Here is a 20,045-nt window from a genome sequence, read left to right on the forward strand (position 1 = left end):
GACGGTGTTTTGCATATGCCGAAGCGAACGCCGAACGGCTTTTTTCAGGCTTTTCGCAAAACTGCCCGATTCTAACAAAGAAGGGCGCCGGAGCGAAGTTGCCGGGCCATCGACCTGGTGAATTTCGGCGCCGTCCGCCCCCCGGGTTCCACGGCAGTTGCCGCTTGTATCCAGGCCTGCCGTCGGGCGGGTAAGCTCCCGCCCTTTCTTTTGCCCATCCGATAATCCCCATTTTTCTTTCTGCCCATGCTGAAAATCTATAACACCATCGCCCGGGAAAAGCAGGAATTCGTCCCCATTGAAGCCGGCAAGGTGAAAATGTATGTCTGCGGCATGACGGTTTACGATTTCTGCCACCTGGGCCACGCCCGGGTGCTGGTGGTATTCGATGCCGTCTATCGCTGGCTGCGGGCCAGCGGTCTGGACGTGACCTACGTCCGCAACATCACCGACATCGACGACAAGATCATCCGCCGGGCCGTGGAAAACGGCGAGACCATCGGCCAGCTGACCGACCGTTTCATCGCGGCCATGGATGAGGATGCCGCCGCCCTGGGCGTGCAGAAGCCCACCCACGAACCCCGGGCCACCGAGTACGTGCCCCAGATGCTGGGTCTCATCGGCCAGCTGGAAGCCAACGGCCTGGCCTACAAGGCCGCCGACGGCGACGTGAATTTCTCGGTGCGCAAGTTCCCCGGTTACGGCCGCCTCTCCGGCAAGTCCCTGGACGACCTGCGGGCCGGCGAACGGGTCGAGGTGGATTCGGCCAAGCAGGACCCCCTGGACTTCGTGTTGTGGAAGCACGCCAAGGCAGGCGAGCCCGCCTGGGAATCCCCCTGGGGTGCCGGCCGTCCCGGCTGGCACATCGAGTGCTCGGCCATGAGCTCCGATTTGCTGGGCAAGCATTTCGACATCCACGGCGGCGGCCAGGACCTGCAGTTCCCCCATCACGAGAACGAGATTGCCCAGTCCGAAGGGGCCCACGGTTGCACCTTCGTCAATTACTGGATGCACAACGGCTTCGTGCGAGTGGACGACGAGAAGATGTCCAAGTCCCTGGGCAACTTCTTCACCATCCGCGACGTGCTGAAGAAGTACGACGCCGAAGTGGTGCGCTTCTTCATCCTGCGCGCCCACTACCGCAGCCCCCTCAACTATTCCGACGCCCATCTGGACGACGCCCGGCAGGCCCTGACCCGGTTGTACACCGCCCTCAAGGCGGCGCCGGCGGAAGCGGTGGCGGTGGACTGGAACGAGGCCCATGCCCAGCGCTTCCAGGCGGCCATGGACGACGACTTCAACACGCCGGAAGCCCTGGCGGTGCTGTTCGACCTGGCTAACGAGGCCAATCGCAGCAAGGACTCAGCCGTGGCGGCCCAGCTGAAGGCCCTGGCCGGGGTGCTGGGGCTGCTGCAGCGCGATCCCCAGGCCTTCCTGCAGGGCGCCACGCCGGATGCGGCCGATGGCCTCAGCCCGGCGGAGATCGAGGCCCGCATCCAGGCCCGCATCGATGCCAAGAAGGCGAAGAACTTTGCCGAGGCCGACCGTCTGCGGGCCGAACTGCTGGCTGCCGGCATCGTGCTCGAGGACTCCGCCCAGGGCACCACCTGGCGCCGGGCCTGAAGCCGGGCCGTCTTCCGCTCTTTCGTATCCGCCTCCCGTCGGGAACGGGGGAAACAAAAAAGCCCGCCATCGGCGGGCTTTTTCTATGCTTGGTCGGTCTAGCGCAGGACCTTGCCGCCGTTGCCGATCACCGTCAGGTCCACGAAGCGGGAACCGTTGTGGTCGCTGGTGGAGTAGCTGACCCGGTAGCCGCCCAGGTCATAGCTGCCCATGCTTTCCAGGGCCGTGGTCAGCTTGTCCCGGGTGAGGTCCTTGCCGGCTCGCTTGATGCCTTCCACCATGACCTTGGCCATGGCATAGCCCTCGACGCCGTAGTAGGGAGACTGGCTCTGCTTGCCCATGGTGGTCATCAGCTTGCGGTATTCCCGCACCAGGGGGTTGGAGTCGTTCCAGGGATAGGGCATGACCTGGGAGATGCCGATGCCCCGGGCGTCGTTGCCCAGTTCCTTCACCAGCAGGTCGGCGCCCACCGGGGAGAGGGTCATGAACTGGGGGGTCTGGCCGTGCTTGCGCATCTGGCGCACGAACTCGGCGGTGGGCTTGTACAGGGTGACCATGATCACGGCCTGGGGCGTGACCTTGGAAATGGCTTCCACCGCCTTGGCCACGTCCAGGGAATTGCGTTCCACGGTGCCGACGGCGGAGGGGGCCAGGCCGTGCTTCTTCAGGGCGGCGGTGACGCCGTCCAGGCCGGACTTGCCGAAGCCGTCGTTCTGGTAGAAGACGGCGATGTTCTTCAGGCCGAGGGAGGCCAGCTGGCTGACGATGGCATCGGTTTCGTTGGCATAGCTGGCGCGCACGTTGAACATGTAGCGGTTCACCGGGTTGCGCAGGGTTTCGGCGCCGGAGATGGTGCCCACCAGGGGTACCTTGGCGCCGGAGAACACTTCCATGGCGGCAGTGGTGGGGGAGGAGCCGTAGAAGGCCAGCAGGGCGAAGGCCTTTTCGTCGTGGATCAGCTTCTTGGTATTGGCCACGGCCCGGTCGGTCTCGTAGCCGTCGTCCAGGGAAACCAGTTCCAGCTTGCGGCCGTTGATGCCGCCGCCCTTGTTGATCTGCTCGAAGTAGGCGGTGATGCTTTCCCGCATTTCCGTGCCGTAGATGCCGTTGGGGCCGGAGAAGGGGGCGGACATGCCGAGGGTGATGGTGCTGTCGGTGACCCCGTTCTCTGCCATGGCGGCGCCGGACAGCAGGGCGCAGGAGGCCATTAACAGGGATGCCAGACGGTGACGAAAGCGCTTCATTTTTCCCTCCTTGAGCGTCATTTTGTGGTGTGTTGTGGGGGAGGACTATGGCATTGGTCGGGCCGGATTGCAAGACGCCGCCTGGCTTTGCGGCCCGAAAAAAAGGCGGCCCGGAGGCCGCCCTGGTTTGTCTCCGGGACTACTGCCCGAAGAAATCCTTCACCTTGTCCATCCAGCTCTGGGCTTTCGGATTGTGGTTGGCGGAATCGCCCTGGCTGATCTCCTCCAGTTCCCGCAGCAGTTCCTTCTGGCGCTCGGTGAGATTGACCGGGGTTTCCACCACCACGTGGCACAGCAGGTCGCCGTGCACATGGCTGCGCACGCCCTTGATGCCCTTGCCGCGCAGGCGGAAGACCTTGCCCGACTGGGTTTCCGCCGGGATCTTGATCTTGGCGGCACCGTCCAGGGTGGGGATTTCGATTTCCCCGCCCAGGGCGGCGGTGGTGAAGCTGATGGGCATCTCGCAATGCAGGTCGTTGTGGTCCCGCTGGAAGACGGAGTGGGCCTTGAGGTGGATCTGCACGTAAAGGTCGCCCGGGGGGCCGCCATTGACGCCGTGTTCCCCTTCGCCGGCAAGCCGGATGCGATCGCCTTCGTCCACCCCGGCCGGAATCTTCACCGACAGGGTCTTGTGCTGCTTGACCCGGCCGGCGCCGTGGCAGGTGCCGCAGGGGTCGGGAATGATGCGGCCGGTGCCGTGGCACTTGGGACAGGTCTGCTGGATGGAGAAGAAGCCCTGCTGCAGCCGTACCTGGCCGCTGCCCTGGCAGGTGGGGCAGGTCTTGGGCTGGGTGCCGCTCTTGGCGCCGGAGCCGCTGCAGGTGTCGCAGACTTCCATGGTGGGGATGCGGATCTTGGTTTCCGTCCCCTTGGCCGCCTGCTCCAGGCTGATTTCCAGGTTGTAGCGCAGATCGGCGCCGCGGTAGATGTTGGAACGGCCGCCGCCGCCACCGCCGGCACGGCCGCCGAAGATGTCGCCGAAGATGTCGGCGAAGGCATCGCCGAAACCGCCGCCGCCAAAGCCACCGCCCCCGCCGAAGCCGCCGGCCTGGGGATCAACCCCGGCGTGGCCGTACTGGTCGTAGGCGGCCCGCTTCTGGCCGTCGGAGAGGATCTCGTAGGCTTCCTTGGCTTCCTTGAACTGCTCTTCGGCCTTGGGGTTATCCGGATTGCGGTCCGGATGGAATTTCATGGCCAGCTTGCGGTAGGCCTTCTTGATCTCGTCGTCGCTGGCATCCCGATTGACGCCGAGGACTTCGTAAAAATCTTTTTTTGCCATTTCAGCTCTCTAAAAGGCATGGCCGCAAAGCGTGCAAAGGGGCCTTCCGGCCTGGCTTTGCACGTCCTTGCGACCCATGGTCGGACCGGAAGAGGAGATTACTTCTTGTCCTTCACCTCGGTGAACTCGGCATCCACCACGTCGCCTTCCACGGTCTTCTCGCCGCCGGAAGCTGCACCGGCTTCGGCACCGGGGGCGCCGCCGGCAGCCTGCTGCTGGGCGTACATCTTCTCGCCCAGCTTCTGGGCGGCGGCGGCCAGGGCCTGGGTCTTGGCTTCGATCTCGGCCTTGTCGGTGCCGCGCACGGCGTCTTCCACTTCCTTGATGGCGGCTTCGATGGCGGCCTTTTCCTCGTCGGACAGCTCCTTGCCGTACTCGGTCAGGGACTTCTTGGTCATGTGCACCATGCCGTCGGCCTGGTTGCGGGCATCGGCCAGCTCATGGACCTTCTTGTCCTCTTCGGCGTGCAGCTCGGCATCGCGCACCATGCGTTGCACTTCTTCCTCGGAGAGGCCGGAGGAGGCCTGGATCTTGATCTTGTTTTCCTTGCCGGTGGCCTTGTCCTTGGCGGAGACGTGCAGGATGCCGTTGGCGTCGATGTCGAAGGTGACTTCGATCTGGGGCATGCCGCGGGGGGCCGGCGGGATGTCGGACAGGTTGAACTGGCCCAGGCTCTTGTTGCCGGAAGCCACTTCCCGCTCACCCTGCAGCACGTGGATGGTCACGGCGTTCTGGTTGTCGTCGGCGGTGGAGAAGACCTGGCTGGCCTTGGTCGGGATGGTGGTGTTCTTCTGGATCAGCTTGGTCATGATGCCGCCCAGGGTTTCGATACCCAGGGACAGGGGAGTCACGTCCAGCAGCAGCACGTCCTTCACTTCACCCTGCAGCACGCCGCCCTGGATGGCAGCGCCGACGGCCACGGCTTCGTCCGGGTTCACGTCCTTGCGGGGATCCTTGCCGAAGAACTCCTTCACCTTGTCCTGCACCTTGGGCATGCGGGACTGGCCGCCCACCAGGATCACGTCGTCGATGTCGCTGACCTTGATGCCGGCATCCTTCAGCGCGGTGGCGCAGGGAGCGATGGTGCGTTCCACCAGGTCGTCCACCAGGGATTCGAACTTGGCCCGGGTGATCTTCTGGGTCAGGTGCTTGGGACCGGAAGCGTCAGCGGTGATGTAGGGCAGGTTGATTTCGGTCTGCTGGGAGGAGGACAGCTCGATCTTGGCCTTTTCGGCGGCTTCCTTCAGGCGCTGCAGGGCCAGCACGTCCTTGGACAGGTCGGCGCCCTGTTCCTTCTTGAATTCGGTGACGATGTAGTCGATCAGGCGCTGGTCGAAGTCTTCGCCGCCGAGGAAGGTGTCGCCGTTGGTGGACAGCACTTCGAACTGGTGCTCGCCGTCGATTTCGGCGATTTCGATGATGGAGATGTCGAAAGTGCCGCCACCCAGGTCATACACGGCGATTTTCTTGTCGCCCTGCTTCTTGTCCATGCCGAAGGCCAGGGCCGCGGCAGTGGGTTCGTTGATGATGCGCTTCACTTCCAGACCGGCGATGCGGCCGGCGTCCTTGGTGGCCTGGCGCTGGCTGTCGTTGAAGTAGGCGGGCACGGTGATGACGGCCTCGGTCACTTCCTCGCCCAGGTAGTCCTCGGCGGTCTTCTTCATCTTGCGCAGCACTTCGGCGGAAACCTGGGGCGGGGCGATCTTCTTGTCGCGCACCTCCACCCAGGCATCACCGTTGTCGGCCTTGACGATCTTGTAGGGCATCAGGGCGATGTCCTTCTGCACTTCCTTCTCTTCGAAGCGGCGACCGATCAGGCGCTTCACCGCGAACAGGGTGTTGCGCGGGTTGGTCACGGCCTGGCGCTTGGCGGGGGCGCCGCACAGCACTTCACCGTCTTCGGCATAGGCGACGATGGAGGGGGTGGTGCGGGTGCCTTCGGAGTTTTCGATGACCTTGGGCTGGCCGCCTTCCATGATGGCGACGCAGGAGTTGGTGGTGCCCAGGTCGATACCGATGATCTTGCCCATGTTTCGTGTCCTTTCAGAGTGGCGGCGGTGGGGGCCTTCGGCCCGGCGCACCCGCCGGAATCAATACGAATTGCTTTCTGCACCCCAAATGGGGGTGGGGTCGGCTATTTCAAGGCTGTTTCCAGCCTTTTTTGCCGAAAATCAGGCGTCCTTGCCCTTGGCGACCATGACCATGGCCGGGCGCAGCACCCGGTCGGCGATGAGGTAGCCCTTTTGCAGCACATTCACCACGGTGTTGGGTTCCTGCTCGGACTCCACCATGCCGATGGCCTGGTGCTTGTTGGGGTCGAACTTCTGGCCCACCGGGTTCTCTTCCTTGACGCCGGATTTCTCGAAGGCGGAGAGGAGGTTCTTCAGGGTCATGTCCACGCCGACCCGCAGGGAGTCGGGGTTGGTGTCGGCCAGGGCCATTTCCAGGGTGTCCTTCACCGGCAGCAGGCTCTCGGCGAATTTCTCGATGGCGAACTTGGAGGCCTTGGCAATGTCTTCCTGGGCCCGGCGACGCATGTTCTCGGTCTCGGCCTTGGCCCGCAGCCAGGCGTCGTGGTGTTCCTGGGCGTTCAGTTCGGCCTGGCGCAGCAGCTCTTCCAGGCTCGGGGTGGTGTCGGTCTGGCCTGCAGCGGGCTGGGCCACGGATTCGGGGGCATTGGCATCGCCGCCCAGTTCCAGGGGTTCCTGAGGCTTGTTTTGATCTTGCATGGGGATTCTCCGGAAAAACTTTTCTCCACGTGGGGGCGCTCTCGGGGATTTCAAGCCCCGGGGCGTGATTAATTTCCGCCGGCCTCCGTCGGGGCTTTGCTAGCATCTGCCGATGCAGACCAAAACGCCTTGCGGGGACTGAACCATGCCGGAACGCATCGGCCGCTATGAAGTCGTCCGGGAACTGGGACGGGGAGCCACCTCCATCGTCTATCTGGCCCGGGACCCGCAGGCCGTGGACGAGTCGCGCCGTCAGGTGGCGCTCAAGCTGATGCGCCTGGGGGGGGAGAATGCGGCCCTCTCGCGGCGCCTGCTGAAGCTGTTCCAGACTGAGGGCAGCATTGCCCGGCGCCTGGACCATCCCCACATCACCCGGGTTTTCGACGCGGTGATGGAAGAGGTCAATGGGGAGCAGCGCACCTACATGGTCATGGAGTACGTGAATGGCACGCCCCTGGACCAGTTCTGCGCCATCGACCGCCTGTTGCCCATGCACCGGGTGGTGGGCATCATCTTCAAGTGCTGCCTGGCCCTGGACTACGCCTTCCGCCAGGGGGTGGTGCACCGGGACATCAAGCCGGCCAACATCCTCATCGATGCCGACGACGATCCCAAGATCACCGATTTCGGCCTGGCCCTGAATCTGCAGAAGGACGTGGGCAAGGATTCCACCTTCGTCATGGGAGTGGGTTCGCCGGCCTACATGTCGCCGGAGCAGGTCAAGGGTTATCCCCTCAACCACAAGACCGACCTCTATTCCCTCGGGGTGGTGCTGTTCCAGTTGCTTACCGGCCGCACGCCTTTCCGGGCCCCCACGTCGGCAGCCCTCATGTACAAGATCGTGAACATGGATACGCCCTCGGTCTGCGCCCTCAATCCGGCCATTCCGGAGGCCATGGACGGCATCATCCGCCGGGCCCTGGAGAAGGACCTTTACAGCCGCTACCGCAACGGGGCCGACTTCGCCAAGGACCTGTCCACCGTCCGCTACCAGATTCTGGACGAGGACGACACGGCCCGGGACATGGTCCGCTTCGACCGGCTGCGGCAGCTGCCCTTCTTCGCCAGCTTCGAGGATGTGGAACTGTGGGAGGTGCTGCGCATCAGCATCTGGCGCGAGATTGCGCCCAAGGTGAAGTTGATGCGGGAAGGGGACGAGGACCGGCGCTTCGGCATCATCGTCAGCGGCTATGCCGAAGTCTCCCGGGACGGACGCGCCATCTGTCGCCTGGGGGCCGGCGAGGTGCTGGGGGAAATGGCCTACCTGCATCCGGAAAGCCCGGAGCGCAGTGCCAGCGTGGTCACCCTGGAGTCCACCGTCTTCCTCGAGGTCAGCGGCCCGGCCCTGGAACTGGCCTCGGAAGAGCTGATCGAGCGCATGCGCCGTGCCCTCATGGCCCGGGTGGTGGAGCGGCTGCGGGAGGCGGACAAGATCCTGGCCCGCTTCGGCGACAAGGCGGTGGAGGGGGGCGGTGCCCGCAGCGGCGGCGTTGATTACGCCGAGCTCGACTGCGACCTGGAATTGCTGCCGCCCATCGAATAGCGGATTGACCGCCGCCGGCAGCGCCGCAACAAAAGAAAACGCCCGGAGGCTTGGTGCCTGCCGGGCGTTTTTTGTGGGCGGTCCGGGATCAGACCTTGAAGCGACCCACCGTGTTCTGCAGGGAATCGGCCAGGGCTTCCAAGGACTGGGCGGCGGCAGCCGTCTGCTCCACGGATTCGTTGTTTTCCCGGGCCATGGCGGCGATGGCCTCGATGCTGTCCGCCACTTCGCCGCTGACCCGACGCTGCTCGTCGGTGGCGCCGGCGATGGCATCCAGGCCGTGGCCCACTTCGGTGACGGAGCCGTTGGCGGCCTGCAGGATGTCGGCCACGTTGGTGACCGAAGCCTGGCTGGAGGACAGGTGGCCCAGGCCCTCTTCGATGGCCCGCCGCACATTGACCGACTGGGCCGAGAGGGTTTCGGTGATGGCATCGATCTCGCTGGCGGAGCGGGAGGACTTCTCGGCCAGTTTGCGCACCTCGTCGGCCACCACGGCGAAGCCCCGGCCCTGCTCGCCGGCCCGGGCCGCCTCGATGGCAGCATTGAGGGCCAGCAGGTTGGTCTGCTCGGCGATGTCCTTCACTTCCTGGGTCATCTTGTTGATGGCGTCGGTGTTGCGCACGAACTCATTCACCGACTCGGCCATTTCCTTGACCGTCTGTTCCACGTTGTTCATTTCCTCGAGCAGGTGGCCCAGGCTCTTGTTGCCTTCCTCGGAGCGCTTCAGGCTTTCCTGGGACTGCTGTTGCACGTGCTCGGCGCTCTGGGAAATGGCGGCGATGGACGACACCATCTGTTCCACGGCGGAGGCGGCAGTGACGGATTTCTCGTTCTGCTGGTGGGAGCCGTCGGCCACCTGGGAGGCGCTCTGGGCCAGGGCATGGGCCTTGGCGGAAACCTCGGTGGCGGACTGGCTGACCTGGCGCACCAGGGTGGAGAAGTTCTCCATCACCTGATTGAAGACGGTGGCGGCCAGGCCCACTTCATCCCGGCCCTTCACTTCCAGGCGGCGGGTGAGATCCCCTTCGCCGGTGGCGATGTCCTGCAGGCCGTGGGTCAGATGCTCGATGGGAATGGTGACGAAGTGACGGATGAACAGGTAGATCACCGCCAGCAGCAGCAGGCTGGCACCGAAGGCGGCGGCAGCGATCTTCAGGCGGAAGGCGTTGACCTCGGCGTCCACCTTGTCGAGGGAAACCTTCATGCTGACCAGTCCGAGGACGGACCCTTCCGGCACCTGGTGGCACATGATGCAGTTCTTGCCCAGGTAGTTGGTGGAAGCCAGGGTGGGGGTGACCACCCGCAGATAGGTGGCGCCGTTTTCTTCATGCACGGCGGTATAGGCCTTGCCGCTCTGCATCGCCTGTTGCTCGATGCTGTCCATGGGACGTTTGTCCTTGGTGTCGGGGCCGAAAATCTTGCTCACGGCTTCGCCGCGGACCACGTGCAGGTCCTTGATGACGGAGAGCTGTTTGATCTGGTCGAGGAAGACTTCGCGCTGGCCGACGGTGCCGGTGATCATCATGCCGGTGAGGCCGGCCATGGTCATTTCGTGGATGCTGCCGGCAAAATCCTTGGCTTGGCCGATGGCTGTTTCCCGATTGACTTCGGATTCCCAGACGATCATGCCTGTCCATACGGCAATGAGCATGAACCAGATGGCTGCGGTGAGGCGCACCCAGATTTTCAAATCGGCGATACGAGCCATAATCTCCCTTGGTCCTCGGCTTTAATTTGTCGGTCCTGCCGCTATACAGTCAAGTCCAGTTGTTGGATCGAGCCAACGCCTCCATTCTGCTGTAAAAACACGCCGGAAGCCAGCACTGAAGCCTGTAGCCGGTTCTGCGCCGTCTTCACCTCGAAGGGGGTGGCCAGATGTTGCAGGCCGATGGCGCCCACGCCCTTGTCTGCCAGGGAAAGTAGCTGGTCCCGGCCAGCCCCGTCTTTGATCCAGATTCTTAACTGTTCGAAAATGGGGTCGTTCTCGTCGATCCAGCCGTTGCGGTCGGCGTCGTAGGCGGCCAGTTCGGCAAAGCCGTCGCCGCTGCGGGTGCCGAACAGCTCGCCGCCGTCCGTGGCGCTGCCGTTGCCGTCCTTGTCGAAAACCAGGAAACCGCTGCCGCCGCTGGTGAAGTTGATCATGTCGTCCTTGCCGTCGCTGTCGATGTCGAAGGCGAAGCGCTGGTCGGTCAGCTGGGCGGCGGTGCCGGCGAAATTGAGCACCAGGGGGTCCTTCTTCACCGCATCGCCGGCGCGGAGGCTGACGCTGCTTTCCTCGTGGTAGAGCCGGCTCATGGCCAGGTTGAGGTCGAAGCTGATTTCCTTGCCGTCGCTGGTGCGCACCACCCCCTGGGCGGAGAAGGTGGTCTGCTCCATTTCCGTGTAGGACTCGTGGTGGTCGTATTCCACCCCGTAGCCGGCCTTGGCCGGTGCTGCGTCGGCCGGTACGCCGCCCGCTGCCTGGCCGGCCGCAAGCGTGCCCGTTTCGGCGCTGAGATCGGTCTGGCTGAGGAGCTCGATCTTGCGGCCGGTGAAGTACTCGATCAGGGTCTTGAGCAGGGCCAGCTTGGGGTCCAGCGTCTCTTCGGCCTTGGCGCCGGCAGCCTCCACCCCGTCCTGGGCCTGGGCCGCCAGGGCTTCCGGGGACAGGCTGACGCTGGTGGCCGGCGATGTCGGGGAGGCTGTCGCCAAGTCGCCGTTGCCTTCGAAGTCGGGTCGCCGGTCGCCGACCCAGACGCGCAGGCTTTCGCTGACTTCATGGTGTTGCAGGCTGGCGTGGCTGGCGGCCATCTGGACGTCGGCAGAGGCGATTTTCATGGGAGGCTCCGGGTGGCGGGTGGCTACCTCGTCTACGGCCTCCCGAAGCAAAGGTTGAGGCGTTTCTACACATCCACGCTGCGCAGCCAGCGGATCAGGTTGGCTGCATCCATGGCGCCGGCCTGGCGGGCCACTTCCCGGCCGCCGCGGAAGAGGGCCAGGGTGGGAATGCTGCGGATGCCGAAGCGGGCGGCCATGGCCGGTTCGGCTTCCGTATCCAGCTTGAGCAGGCGGTAATGGGGTTCCAGTTGCCGGGCCGCCTGGGCGAAGGCGGGAGCCATCATGCGGCAGGGGCCGCACCAGGGGGCCCAGAAATCCACCAGCAGGGGCAGGTCGGAGCGGCCCAGGTGGGCCTCCAGGGCGGCGCTGGTCACTGCCAGGGGCTCGCCGGTGAACAGCGCTGCCTTGCAGCGGCCGCAGGTGGGCTGTTCGGTCAGGCGCTGGGTGGGCAGGCGATTGACGGCCTGGCAGTGGGGGCAGACCAGGTGCAGGGATTCGGGGGCGGCCATGGCGAGCTCCTTGATTAGACTTGTCTAATATGGAGACGCGGCCCCGGTCTTCAAGAGGGGGTCAGCGGGAGGCGCCCCGGGCCTGGGCCCGCAGGGCGCTTTGCTCCAGGGCCGCCTGGTCCGGGGCTTCCCGGGTGGGCCAGCCTGAAAGGTGCGTCGTGACGATGTCGGCGAGGGCCTCGATCCAGTCCGGCCGCTCGTTGAGGCAGGGGATGTAGCCGTAGGTCTTGCCGCCGGCAGCGAGGAAATCGGCCTTGCCTTCCATGGCGATCTCCTCCAGGGTTTCCAGGCAGTCGGAGGTGAAGCCGGGGCAGATGACGTCCACCCGTTCCACCCCTTCCTTGGCCAGCCGGTGCAGGGTGGGGGCGGTGTAGGGCTGCAGCCATTCGGCCTTGCCGAAGCGGGACTGGAAGCAGATTTCCACCTGCTCCTTGGGCAGGCCCAGGGCTTCGCTGAGCAGGCGGCCGGTCTTCAGGCATTCGCAGTGGTAGGGGTCCCCCAGTTCCAGGGTGCGTTTGGGGACGCCGTGGAAGCTCAGCATGAGACGGTAGGAAGGGCCGGGCTGGCCGTTCTCCGCCCAGTACTGGCGCACGCTGGCGGCCAAGGCGGCGATGTAGCCGGGATGGTCGTGGAAATTGCGCACGGCGCGGATTTCCGGCTGGTTGCGGCTCTGCTGCAGCCAGGCGTAGGCCGCATCCAGGGCGGTGGCCGAGGTGCTGCCGGCGTACTGGGGATAGAGGGGCAGCAGCAGGATGCGGGTGCAGTTCTGCTGCTTCAGCCGCTCCAGGGCATCGGCCACGGAAGGCTGGCCGTAGCGCATGGCGTAATCCACCACCAGACGGTGGTCGGCCTGGCCCAGGACGCCCTTGAGCAGCTTGGCCTGGCGTTCCGTGTGCACCCGCAGGGGCGAGCCTTCAGGCAGCCAGACCGAGGCGTACTTGGCGGCCGACTTGGCGGGGCGGGTGTTGAGGATGATGCCGTTGAGGATGGGCCACCAGATGAGGCGGGGAATCTCCACCACCCGGGGGTCGGAGAGGAATTCTTTGAGATAACGGCGCAGGGCCGGCGCCGTGGGGGCGTCGGGGGTGCCCAGGTTGATCAGCAGAACCCCGGTCTGGGGGGCTGTGCCGTGCTTGAATTCGGGTTCCGGACGGAAAAAGGGCATCAGGTATTGGCCTGGTAGGTAAGGGCGGAGGAGAGCAGCTTGGCGGTGATGTCCACGATGGGGATGACCCGCTCGTAGGCCATGCGGGTGGGGCCGATGACGCCGACGGAGCCCACCACCTGGCCATTCACCTCGTAGGGGGCGGTGACGACGCTGCATTCGTCCAGGGGCGCCAGGCCCGATTCGCCGCCGATGTAGATCTGCACACCGTCGGCGTTGTTGGAGATGTCGAGCAGGCGCACCAGGCCGGTCTTCTGTTCGAAGAGGTCGAACAGTTCCCGCAGCCGCTTCATGTTGGAGGACAGTTCCTCCACTTCCAGCAGGTTCTTCTCGCCGGAGATGATGTACTGGCTGGCGCTGTCGTTCAAGGCCTGGTTGCCGGCCTCCAGGGCCGAGGCCATGAGGATCTTCAGGTCGTCCTGCAACTGCTGGATTTCGCCGGTGAGGCGCTGGCGGATCTGGTCGAAGTCCAGGCCGGCGTAATTGTGGTTCAGGTAATTGGCCGCCGTCGTCAGCTCCGACGGCGAGTAGGGCCGTTCGGTGAGCAGGATGCGGTTCTGTACGTCGCCGTCGGTGGTGACGATGATGAGCAGGATGCGTTTTTCCGAGAGGCCGAGGAATTCGATCTGGCGGATGGTCGGCGTCTTGCGCCGCGGCGTCACGACGATGCCGGCAAACTGGGTCAGTTCCGAGAGCAGGTGGGAGGCGTTGCCGATCAGCTGCTGGGGCTGGGTCTGGATCAGCTGCCCTTCCATCTCGTGGATCTGGTTTTCCTGCAGGGGCTGCACCGCCAGCAGGCTGTCCACGAACAGGCGGTAGCCCCGGGGCGTGGGAATGCGGCCGGCGGAGGTGTGGGGGCTGGCGATGAAACCCTGCTCCTCCAGATCCGCCATGACGTTGCGGATGGTGGCCGGCGACAGGTCCAGCCCGGAGAAGCGGGAGAGGGCGCGGGAGCCCACCGGTTGGCCTTCGGCGATGTACCGTTCGACCAGGGTCTTGAGCAGGATGCGGGCGCGGTTGTCGAGCATGAATCGATTTTACCGAAAATCGCCGGGGCCGCCAGGAGTTGCATCCGTGCCGTGCCGCCGGGGGCGGGGGGTTTTGTGGTTTAATGCGGGCCATGAAAGGCTCCGGTCACCATTCCCCTTCGCGTCCCATGGCACTTCCCCGCACCATTGCCCTGATTGGCAAATACCACAGCCCGGAAATTGCCGAATCCCTGCGTTCCCTCGGCCAGTATCTGAGCGAGCGGGGCGTCTCGGTGCTGGTGGAGGCCGATACGGCCGCCAATGTGGGGGAAAGCCGCTGGATGACCGGCGATTTCCAGTTCATCGGCGCCCATGCCGACCTGGCCATCGTCCTCGGCGGCGACGGCACCATGCTCAACGCCGCCCGCCACCTGGCCCGCTACAAGGTGCCCCTGGTGGGCGTGAACCAGGGTCGCCTGGGCTTCATGACCGACATTGCCCGCTGCGACATGCTGTCCTGCATGGAAGACCTGCTGGACGGCCGCTTCGTGCCGGAGGAGCGCCTGATCCTGGACGCCGAGGTGATCCGGGACGGCAAGGAAGTCTGCGCCAACCAGGCCCTCAACGACGTGGTGATGGACAAGGGCGCCATCGGCCGCATGATCGAATTCGAGCTGTTCATCGACGGCGAGTTCATCTACAACCTGCGGGCCGACGGCCTCATCATCTCCACTCCCACCGGCTCCACCGCCTACGCCCTCTCGGCCAACGGCCCCATCCTGCACCCGACCCTGGGCGGCATCGCCCTGGTGCCCCTCTGTCCCCATTCCCTGACCAACCGGCCGATCACGGTGTCGGACCGCTGCGAGATCGAGTTGCGGGTGATCCAGTCCGCCGATGCCCGGGTGCACTTCGACGGCCAGGTGGCCTTCGACATCCGTCCCGACGACTGCGTGCGCATGCGCCGCTCCGCCTACAACGTCTGTTTCCTGCACCCGCCCGGCTACAGCTACTTCGCCATGCTGCGTCAGAAGCTCCACTGGAGCAAACGTCCCAAGGGGCCCTGAACCATGCTGCAACGTCTGAACATTCGTGATTTCGTCCTGGTGGACCGGCTGGAGCTGGATTTCCAGGGCGGCTTCGGCGCCCTCACCGGCGAGACCGGCGCCGGCAAGTCCATCCTGGTGGACGCCCTGGCCTTCGTCCTCGGCGAGCGCGCCGACAGCGGCCTGCTGCGGGCCGGGGCCGAGAAGACCGAAGTGGGGGCCGAGTTCGACATCCGTGCCCTGGCCGAACTGAAGTCCTGGCTGGCGGAGAACGACTTCGCCGCTGACGATGACCTGCTGCTGCGTCGCATCCTGGATGCGGGCGGCCGTTCCCGGGCCTACATCAACGGCTCTGCCGCCACCCTGCAGCAACTGCGGCAGGCCGCCGAATGGCTGGTGGACATCCACGGCCAGCACGCCCACCAGTCCCTGCTGCGGGGCGAGGCCCAGCGCCAGCTGCTGGACGCCCATGCCGGCCATGCTGACCTGGCCCGCAGTGTCGGCGAAGCCTGGCGCACCTGGCGCGACGCCCGGGATTCCCTGGACGCGGCGGCCGAAGGCGGCGAAGCCCTGGCCCGGGAGCGGGAACAGCTGGAATGGCAGGTGCGGGAACTGGAGACCCTGGCCTTCTCCGCCGACGAGTGGGAAAGCCTCAACCAGGAACACAAGCGCCTGGCCCATGCCGCCTCCCTGCTGGAAGGGGCCCAGTTTTCCCTGGGCCTGCTGGCCGAAGGCGAGGGGGCCTGCGAAGCCCAGGTGCGTGCCGTGGCCTCCCGTCTCGACGGCCTGGCCGAATACGATCCGGCCCTGAGCGAAGTGGCCCAGCTGGTGCAGTCGGCCGAAGCCGAACTGGCCGAAGCCGTCAGCGCCCTGCGCCGCTACGCCGACCGGGTGGATCTGGACCCGGCCCGCCTGGCTGAGGTGGAACGTCGCCTGGAGGCCGTCATGGGTTGTGCGCGCAAGTTCCGCGCCCTGCCGGAGGAACTGCCGGAACTGTTGTCCCGCTGGCAGCAGCGTCTCGCCGAACTGGGCGAGGCGGGCGACCTGGCAGCCCTGCAGGCCAGGGTGGATGCGGCTCGCCAGCAATACGACAAGGATGCGGCCAAGCTCTCCAAGGCCCGGGCCAAGGCGGCCAAGGCCCTGGGCGACGAGGTCAGCCAGGGCATGCAGGAACTGGCCCTGGGCGGCGGCCGTTTCGAAATCGCTCTGGTGCCCGTGGCCGGTGGCAATGCCCACGGCTTGGAAAACATCGAATTCCGCATCGGGGGCCTGGCCGGCAGCGAGGCCCGCTCCCTGGCCAAGGTGGCCTCCGGCGGCGAACTGTCCCGCATCAGCCTGGCCATCCAGGTGGTCACCAGCCGCCAGGCCAGCGTCCCCACCCTGATTTTCGACGAGGTGGACGTGGGCATCGGCGGCGGCGTCGCCGAGGTGGTGGGGCGCCTGCTGCACCGCCTGGGCCGGGAGCGCCAGGTGCTGTGCGTCACCCACCTGCCCCAGGTGGCGGCCCGGGCCGACTGGCAGTGGCAGGTGGCCAAGTCCAAGGAGGGCGCCGCCATCAAGAGCCGGGTTACGCCTCTGGACGCAGCGGGTCGGGTGGAGGAAATCGCCCGCATGCTGGGCGGCGTGGAAATCACCGCCACCACCCGGCAGCACGCCAAGGAACTGCTCGGTCAGGGCTGAGCCCGACTTGGCCCCGGCCCTGGGCCTGGGCTATGGTGAGGTAATCTACTTTCCCGCAAACAGGGCTGTCGCCCCGCTGCAGCCTTGAGTGTCTGCCATGATCGGCTCCCTCTCAGCTTCCGGCATTGCCAGTGTCTATCCTGTCGCCACGGGAGGCGTTGCTGCACCCGTGCAGCGGCCGGCGGCCGGCGGCGCCAAGGCGGCCGAGAGCGGCAGCGGAGCATCTTCGTCGGGCAGTGGTAGTGCGGCGGCTTCAGGTGCCGAGTGGAACGGGGGCTACGGCCAGTCCCTGGGCAAGAACCCCTTCGCCGCTGCTGCCGGGAAGAGCGAGCTGTCGGAGGACGAGCAGCGGCAGGTGGAAAAGCTGAAGGAGACGGACCGCAAGGTGCGCGCCCACGAGCAGGCCCACATCGCTGCCGGCGGCGCCCTGGTCCAGGGCGGTGCCAGCTATACCTACGACAAGGGGCCGGACGGCCGCATGTATGCGGTGGCGGGAGAGGTTTCCATCGATGTGTCGCCGGGCCGCACGCCGGAGGAAAGTCTGGCCAAGGCCCAGCAGATCCGTGCCGCCGCCATGGCGCCGGCCGATCCTTCGCCCCAGGACCGGCGCGTGGCGGCAGGTGCCGCCAGGCTGGAGAGCAGCGCCCGGGCCGAGCAGGCGAAGCAAGAGTCAAGCGAGGCGACTGCGGCCCAGGAGGGAAGCGGTTCCACCGGAGGTGTGTCTGGAGAGCAAGCGTCGACGCCGGTTGCGGCCGAGGCTGCCGCGGCAGTTCCGTCTGGTGCGGCTTCTGGCGGTGGGGCCAGGGGAGAGGCGGCCTATCGGCTGGAGAGCGTGGGCGTCAGGGAAACGGCTATTTTCCGCTCCCGCGTCGATCTCTTCGCCTGAGGCGCGGATTCCGCCGCGGGGCGGTAGCGCTGCACGGCATTCTCGAAGAAGCCTTCGCTGCGCAGTTTTTCCACCGCGCTGCGGATGCGGGGCAGGTGGCCGAGCTGGGGGGATTTCTTCGACATCTGGGCCCACACCTCGGTCTTCTGCAGCATCAGGCGCGGCCAGGGCTGGCTCGGGTAGCCCCGCTTCTGCAGCAGGTGGTGCAGGGAGATGCTGTTGCCGGCGATGGCGTCCAGGCGGCCGCTGAGGAACATGTCCACCAGGGTTTCGTAGTCCCGCACTTCCACCTTGTTCAAACCGGCGTCGCCGTCGAAACGGGGGTTGAGGCGGATGTCCTTGACCAGGCCGATGCGCAGGCCCTGCAGGTCGTCATAGCTGCGCAGGGTGCTGCCGGGGCGGGCCAGCACCAGGGTGTGGAAGCTGAAGAGATAGCCCGCGTACTCGACGTAGGCATCCCGGTCGTCGGAGCGGATCAGATAGGTCAGGTCGCAGTCGCCGCTCTGCAGCTCCTTGCCGACCCGGCCATAGGGCAGGGTGTTCAGTTCCAGGCTGAGGCCGGTTTCCCTGGCCAGTTCCCGGCTGATGTCCACGAACACGCCGCTGAGCTGGCTCTTGCGTTCGCCGCCGCCGTCCCGGCTGTAGTAGGCCCAGGGTTCGCTGTGCATGAGGCCCACCCGCAGGCCGGCCGTGGCCGTGTCGCCGCTATGGGCGAGAGCCGACAGGCCCAGGCAGAACAGGGCCAGCGCATGGCGGGACAGGGATCGACGGGAAAACCCCATGGAGGCGCATAGGCGTAACGATGTAGAACAAAAGTTATACCCCGCCCCTCCCAGGGGGTCAAGCGCCGGTGCTCAGCAGGGTGGCGCCGCCGGTCAGGACGAAGACCAGGGCGGCGAGGCGGCGGATCCAGTCCAGAGGCAGGCGATGGGCCAGCTTTTCGCCGATCAGCACGGCCGGCACGTTGGCGATCATCATGCCCAGGGTGGTGCCCAGGACCACGGCGGCCAGGGAATCGAAGCGGGCGGCCAGGGCCACCGTGGCGAACTGGGTCTTGTCCCCCATCTCCGCCAGGAAGAAGGCGATCAGGGCCGTGATGAAGGCGCCGCGGGCCAGGGTCTTGGGGGTCTCGTCGTCGTCCAGGGTGTCCGGCTTCAGGGTCCACAGGCCGAAGGCGATGAACAGGATGCCCACCGACCAGCGCAGGATTTCCGGGCTCAGCAGGGAGGCGGCCCAGGCTCCGACGGAACCGGCCAGGGCATGGTTGGCCACGGTGGCGACGAAGATCCCGGCGATGATAGCCCAGGGCCGGCGCAGGCGTGCCGCCAGGACGAAGGAGAGAAGTTGGGTCTTGTCGCCGATTTCAGCCAGGGCGACCAGCAGGGTGGAGGTGAGGAGGGCGTCCATACAAAATAAAAGCCGGGGCAAGCCCCGGCGTCATGGCAAAGGAATGGGAGGGTCAGGCGTCGTGGGGCAGGTGGTGCTTGTCCACGTGGGCGTCCGGGGAGTTGCGGTGGGGACAGTTTTCCTTGAGGCACTCGGCGTAGAGGTAGAGGGCGTGCTCCTGGATGGCGAAGCCCCGTTCCTTGGCGATCTTGTTCTGGCGCCGCTCGATCTCGGGGTCGTAGAACTCTTCCACCCGGCCGCAATTGACGCAGACCAGGTGGTCGTGATGCTTGCCCTCGTTCATTTCGAAGACGGCACGGCCGGATTCGAAAAAGTGGCGTTCCAGGATGCCGGCCTGCTCGAACTGGGTCAGGACCCGGTAAACCGTGGCCAGGCCGATGTCCATGCCTTCGGCGATGAGGAGCTTATAGACGTCTTCGGCGGAGAGGTGGCGGACGTTGCTCTTTTCGAACAGGTCCAGAATCTTGAGTCGGGGAAAGGTGGCCTTGAGACCGATGCTCTTCAGGCTCTGGGAATTGCTCATGTCGCACCCTATTTGATAGGTTGGTCTGATTTTTTGGGCTATGATATACCGATTCACTTTGCTTGGACACCGCTGGAATCCAGCGTTTTGCCGCATGAGTCGCTTCCATATCCCTGCCTTTGATGGCCATTTCCGCCATAGTTCCCGGATTTTCCTTTCGGCCCTGGTCGTTTCCTCGACCTTGCTCGCCGGATGCTCCGTTCCCCGTATCGTCACCGAATACAAAATCGATGTGCAGCAGGGCAATGTCCTGACCCAGGATATGGTGGCCCAACTGCGCCCCGGGCTGAGCAAGGACCAGGTGCGCTACATCCTGGGGACGCCCATGTTGATGGACATTTTCCACGGTGAACGCTGGGATTACGTCTATCGGCTGGAAAAGGGCAAGACAGGGGAAACCGAGACCCGCAAGTTCTCCGTTTTCTTTGCTGACGGCAAGTTGGCCCGCGTCGGCGGCGACGTGGTGGCGGCCCAGGCCGGCGAGGCCGGCGGTGACGTGGTGCCGCCGACCCGGCAGCAGGTGATCGACCTTGGGTCCATTCCCGAGGACGGAAGTGTGCAGGCGCCGCCGCCCGACAGCGAGCGGGGCTTCTTTGGACGAATGCTGGATAAGGTTGGACTGTAAT

General features: G+C 65.4%; 18 protein-coding genes. 6 read left to right on the forward strand and 12 right to left on the reverse strand.

From position 1 onward, the window contains the following. The first annotated feature begins 246 nt into the window (after positions 1-246). The gene (gene cysS, locus AZSP09_RS01325) at positions 247-1,623 is read left to right on the forward strand and encodes a cysteine--tRNA ligase (RefSeq protein WP_152088938.1); all 1,377 of its coding nucleotides are present in this window, start codon (positions 247-249) and stop codon (positions 1,621-1,623) included. A gap of 98 nt (positions 1,624-1,721) precedes the next feature. Here the strand turns inward: cysS and AZSP09_RS01330 are convergent, their stop codons facing one another. The 4 genes from AZSP09_RS01330 to grpE all read right to left on the reverse strand — a co-directional run bounded on the left by AZSP09_RS01330 (position 1,722) and on the right by grpE (position 6,875). Then, the gene (locus AZSP09_RS01330; RefSeq protein ID WP_152088939.1) at positions 1,722-2,867 is read right to left on the reverse strand and encodes an ABC transporter substrate-binding protein; all 1,146 of its coding nucleotides are present in this window, start codon (positions 2,865-2,867) and stop codon (positions 1,722-1,724) included. A 139-nt stretch (positions 2,868-3,006) separates the two neighbouring features. Then, complete coding sequence (gene dnaJ, locus AZSP09_RS01335; RefSeq protein ID WP_014238096.1) at positions 3,007-4,146, reverse strand: molecular chaperone DnaJ; 1,140 nt, start codon at positions 4,144-4,146, stop codon at positions 3,007-3,009. A gap of 98 nt (positions 4,147-4,244) precedes the next feature. Then, positions 4,245-6,176, reverse strand: a complete 1,932-nt coding sequence (gene dnaK / locus AZSP09_RS01340; RefSeq protein WP_152088940.1) for a molecular chaperone DnaK — start codon at positions 6,174-6,176, stop codon at positions 4,245-4,247. A 141-nt stretch (positions 6,177-6,317) separates the two neighbouring features. Then, positions 6,318-6,875: a nucleotide exchange factor GrpE gene (grpE, locus tag AZSP09_RS01345; protein ID WP_014238094.1), complete on the reverse strand. Its 558-nt coding sequence runs from the start codon at positions 6,873-6,875 to the stop codon at positions 6,318-6,320. A gap of 145 nt (positions 6,876-7,020) precedes the next feature. Between grpE and AZSP09_RS01350 the strand changes: the two genes are divergently transcribed. Continuing rightward, positions 7,021-8,418 (forward strand): protein kinase domain-containing protein, encoded by a 1,398-nt coding sequence (locus tag AZSP09_RS01350; RefSeq protein ID WP_152088941.1) that lies wholly within the window; start codon positions 7,021-7,023, stop codon positions 8,416-8,418. An 88-nt stretch (positions 8,419-8,506) separates the two neighbouring features. Here the strand turns inward: AZSP09_RS01350 and AZSP09_RS01355 are convergent, their stop codons facing one another. The 5 genes from AZSP09_RS01355 to hrcA all read right to left on the reverse strand — a co-directional run bounded on the left by AZSP09_RS01355 (position 8,507) and on the right by hrcA (position 13,937). Beyond that, positions 8,507-10,126, reverse strand: coding sequence for a methyl-accepting chemotaxis protein (locus AZSP09_RS01355; RefSeq protein ID WP_014238092.1), 1,620 nt, complete (start codon positions 10,124-10,126; stop codon positions 8,507-8,509). A gap of 41 nt (positions 10,127-10,167) precedes the next feature. Continuing rightward, positions 10,168-11,235: an FG-GAP repeat domain-containing protein gene (locus AZSP09_RS01360; RefSeq protein ID WP_130458773.1), complete on the reverse strand. Its 1,068-nt coding sequence runs from the start codon at positions 11,233-11,235 to the stop codon at positions 10,168-10,170. Positions 11,236-11,300: 65 nt separating this feature from the next. Next, on the reverse strand, positions 11,301-11,744 hold the full coding sequence (trxC, locus tag AZSP09_RS01365) for a thioredoxin TrxC (RefSeq protein WP_130458772.1): 444 nt from the start codon (positions 11,742-11,744) through the stop codon (positions 11,301-11,303). Positions 11,745-11,805: 61 nt separating this feature from the next. Further along, positions 11,806-12,909: a ferrochelatase gene (gene hemH / locus AZSP09_RS01370; protein ID WP_152088942.1), complete on the reverse strand. Its 1,104-nt coding sequence runs from the start codon at positions 12,907-12,909 to the stop codon at positions 11,806-11,808. Continuing rightward, on the reverse strand, positions 12,909-13,937 hold the full coding sequence (gene hrcA, locus AZSP09_RS01375; protein WP_152088943.1) for a heat-inducible transcriptional repressor HrcA: 1,029 nt from the start codon (positions 13,935-13,937) through the stop codon (positions 12,909-12,911). The genes hemH and hrcA overlap by 1 nt, the downstream gene beginning before the upstream one ends. Before the next feature lie 128 nt (positions 13,938-14,065). Here hrcA and AZSP09_RS01380 point away from each other — a divergent pair, with 128 nt between their 5' ends. The 3 genes from AZSP09_RS01380 to AZSP09_RS01390 all read left to right on the forward strand — a co-directional run bounded on the left by AZSP09_RS01380 (position 14,066) and on the right by AZSP09_RS01390 (position 17,489). After that, entirely contained in the window at positions 14,066-14,944 is an 879-nt protein-coding gene (locus tag AZSP09_RS01380) for an NAD kinase (protein ID WP_014238087.1), read from the forward strand. Positions 14,945-14,947: 3 nt separating this feature from the next. Continuing rightward, positions 14,948-16,603, forward strand: a complete 1,656-nt coding sequence (recN, locus tag AZSP09_RS01385) for a DNA repair protein RecN (protein ID WP_152088944.1) — start codon at positions 14,948-14,950, stop codon at positions 16,601-16,603. A gap of 97 nt (positions 16,604-16,700) precedes the next feature. After that, positions 16,701-17,489: a putative metalloprotease CJM1_0395 family protein gene (locus AZSP09_RS01390; RefSeq protein ID WP_152088945.1), complete on the forward strand. Its 789-nt coding sequence runs from the start codon at positions 16,701-16,703 to the stop codon at positions 17,487-17,489. On the opposite strand, the gene AZSP09_RS01395 is transcribed toward AZSP09_RS01390, so the two are convergent. Genes AZSP09_RS01395 through fur form a run of 3 tightly spaced genes read right to left on the reverse strand, consistent with a single transcriptional unit; the run spans position 17,420 to position 19,419 of the window. Beyond that, entirely contained in the window at positions 17,420-18,271 is an 852-nt protein-coding gene (locus tag AZSP09_RS01395) for a substrate-binding periplasmic protein (RefSeq protein WP_152088946.1), read from the reverse strand. The two genes, AZSP09_RS01390 and AZSP09_RS01395, sit on opposite strands and share 70 nt — an antisense overlap. A gap of 58 nt (positions 18,272-18,329) precedes the next feature. Then, entirely contained in the window at positions 18,330-18,896 is a 567-nt protein-coding gene (locus AZSP09_RS01400) for a TMEM165/GDT1 family protein (RefSeq protein WP_152088947.1), read from the reverse strand. Between the two features lie 52 nt (positions 18,897-18,948). Continuing rightward, positions 18,949-19,419 carry a ferric iron uptake transcriptional regulator gene (gene fur, locus AZSP09_RS01405; protein ID WP_130458766.1) on the reverse strand — a complete coding sequence of 157 codons (471 nt, stop codon included), beginning with the start codon at positions 19,417-19,419 and terminating at the stop codon, positions 18,949-18,951. A 94-nt stretch (positions 19,420-19,513) separates the two neighbouring features. On the opposite strand from fur, the gene AZSP09_RS01410 reads away from it, so the two are divergent. Continuing rightward, positions 19,514-20,044, forward strand: a complete 531-nt coding sequence (locus AZSP09_RS01410; protein ID WP_130459285.1) for an outer membrane protein assembly factor BamE — start codon at positions 19,514-19,516, stop codon at positions 20,042-20,044. Position 20,045 lies beyond the last annotated feature (1 nt).

Origin of the sequence: Azospira sp. I09 (assembly GCF_009177135.1) — a bacterium.
Classification (GTDB): Bacteria; Pseudomonadota; Gammaproteobacteria; order Burkholderiales; family Rhodocyclaceae; genus Azospira; species Azospira oryzae.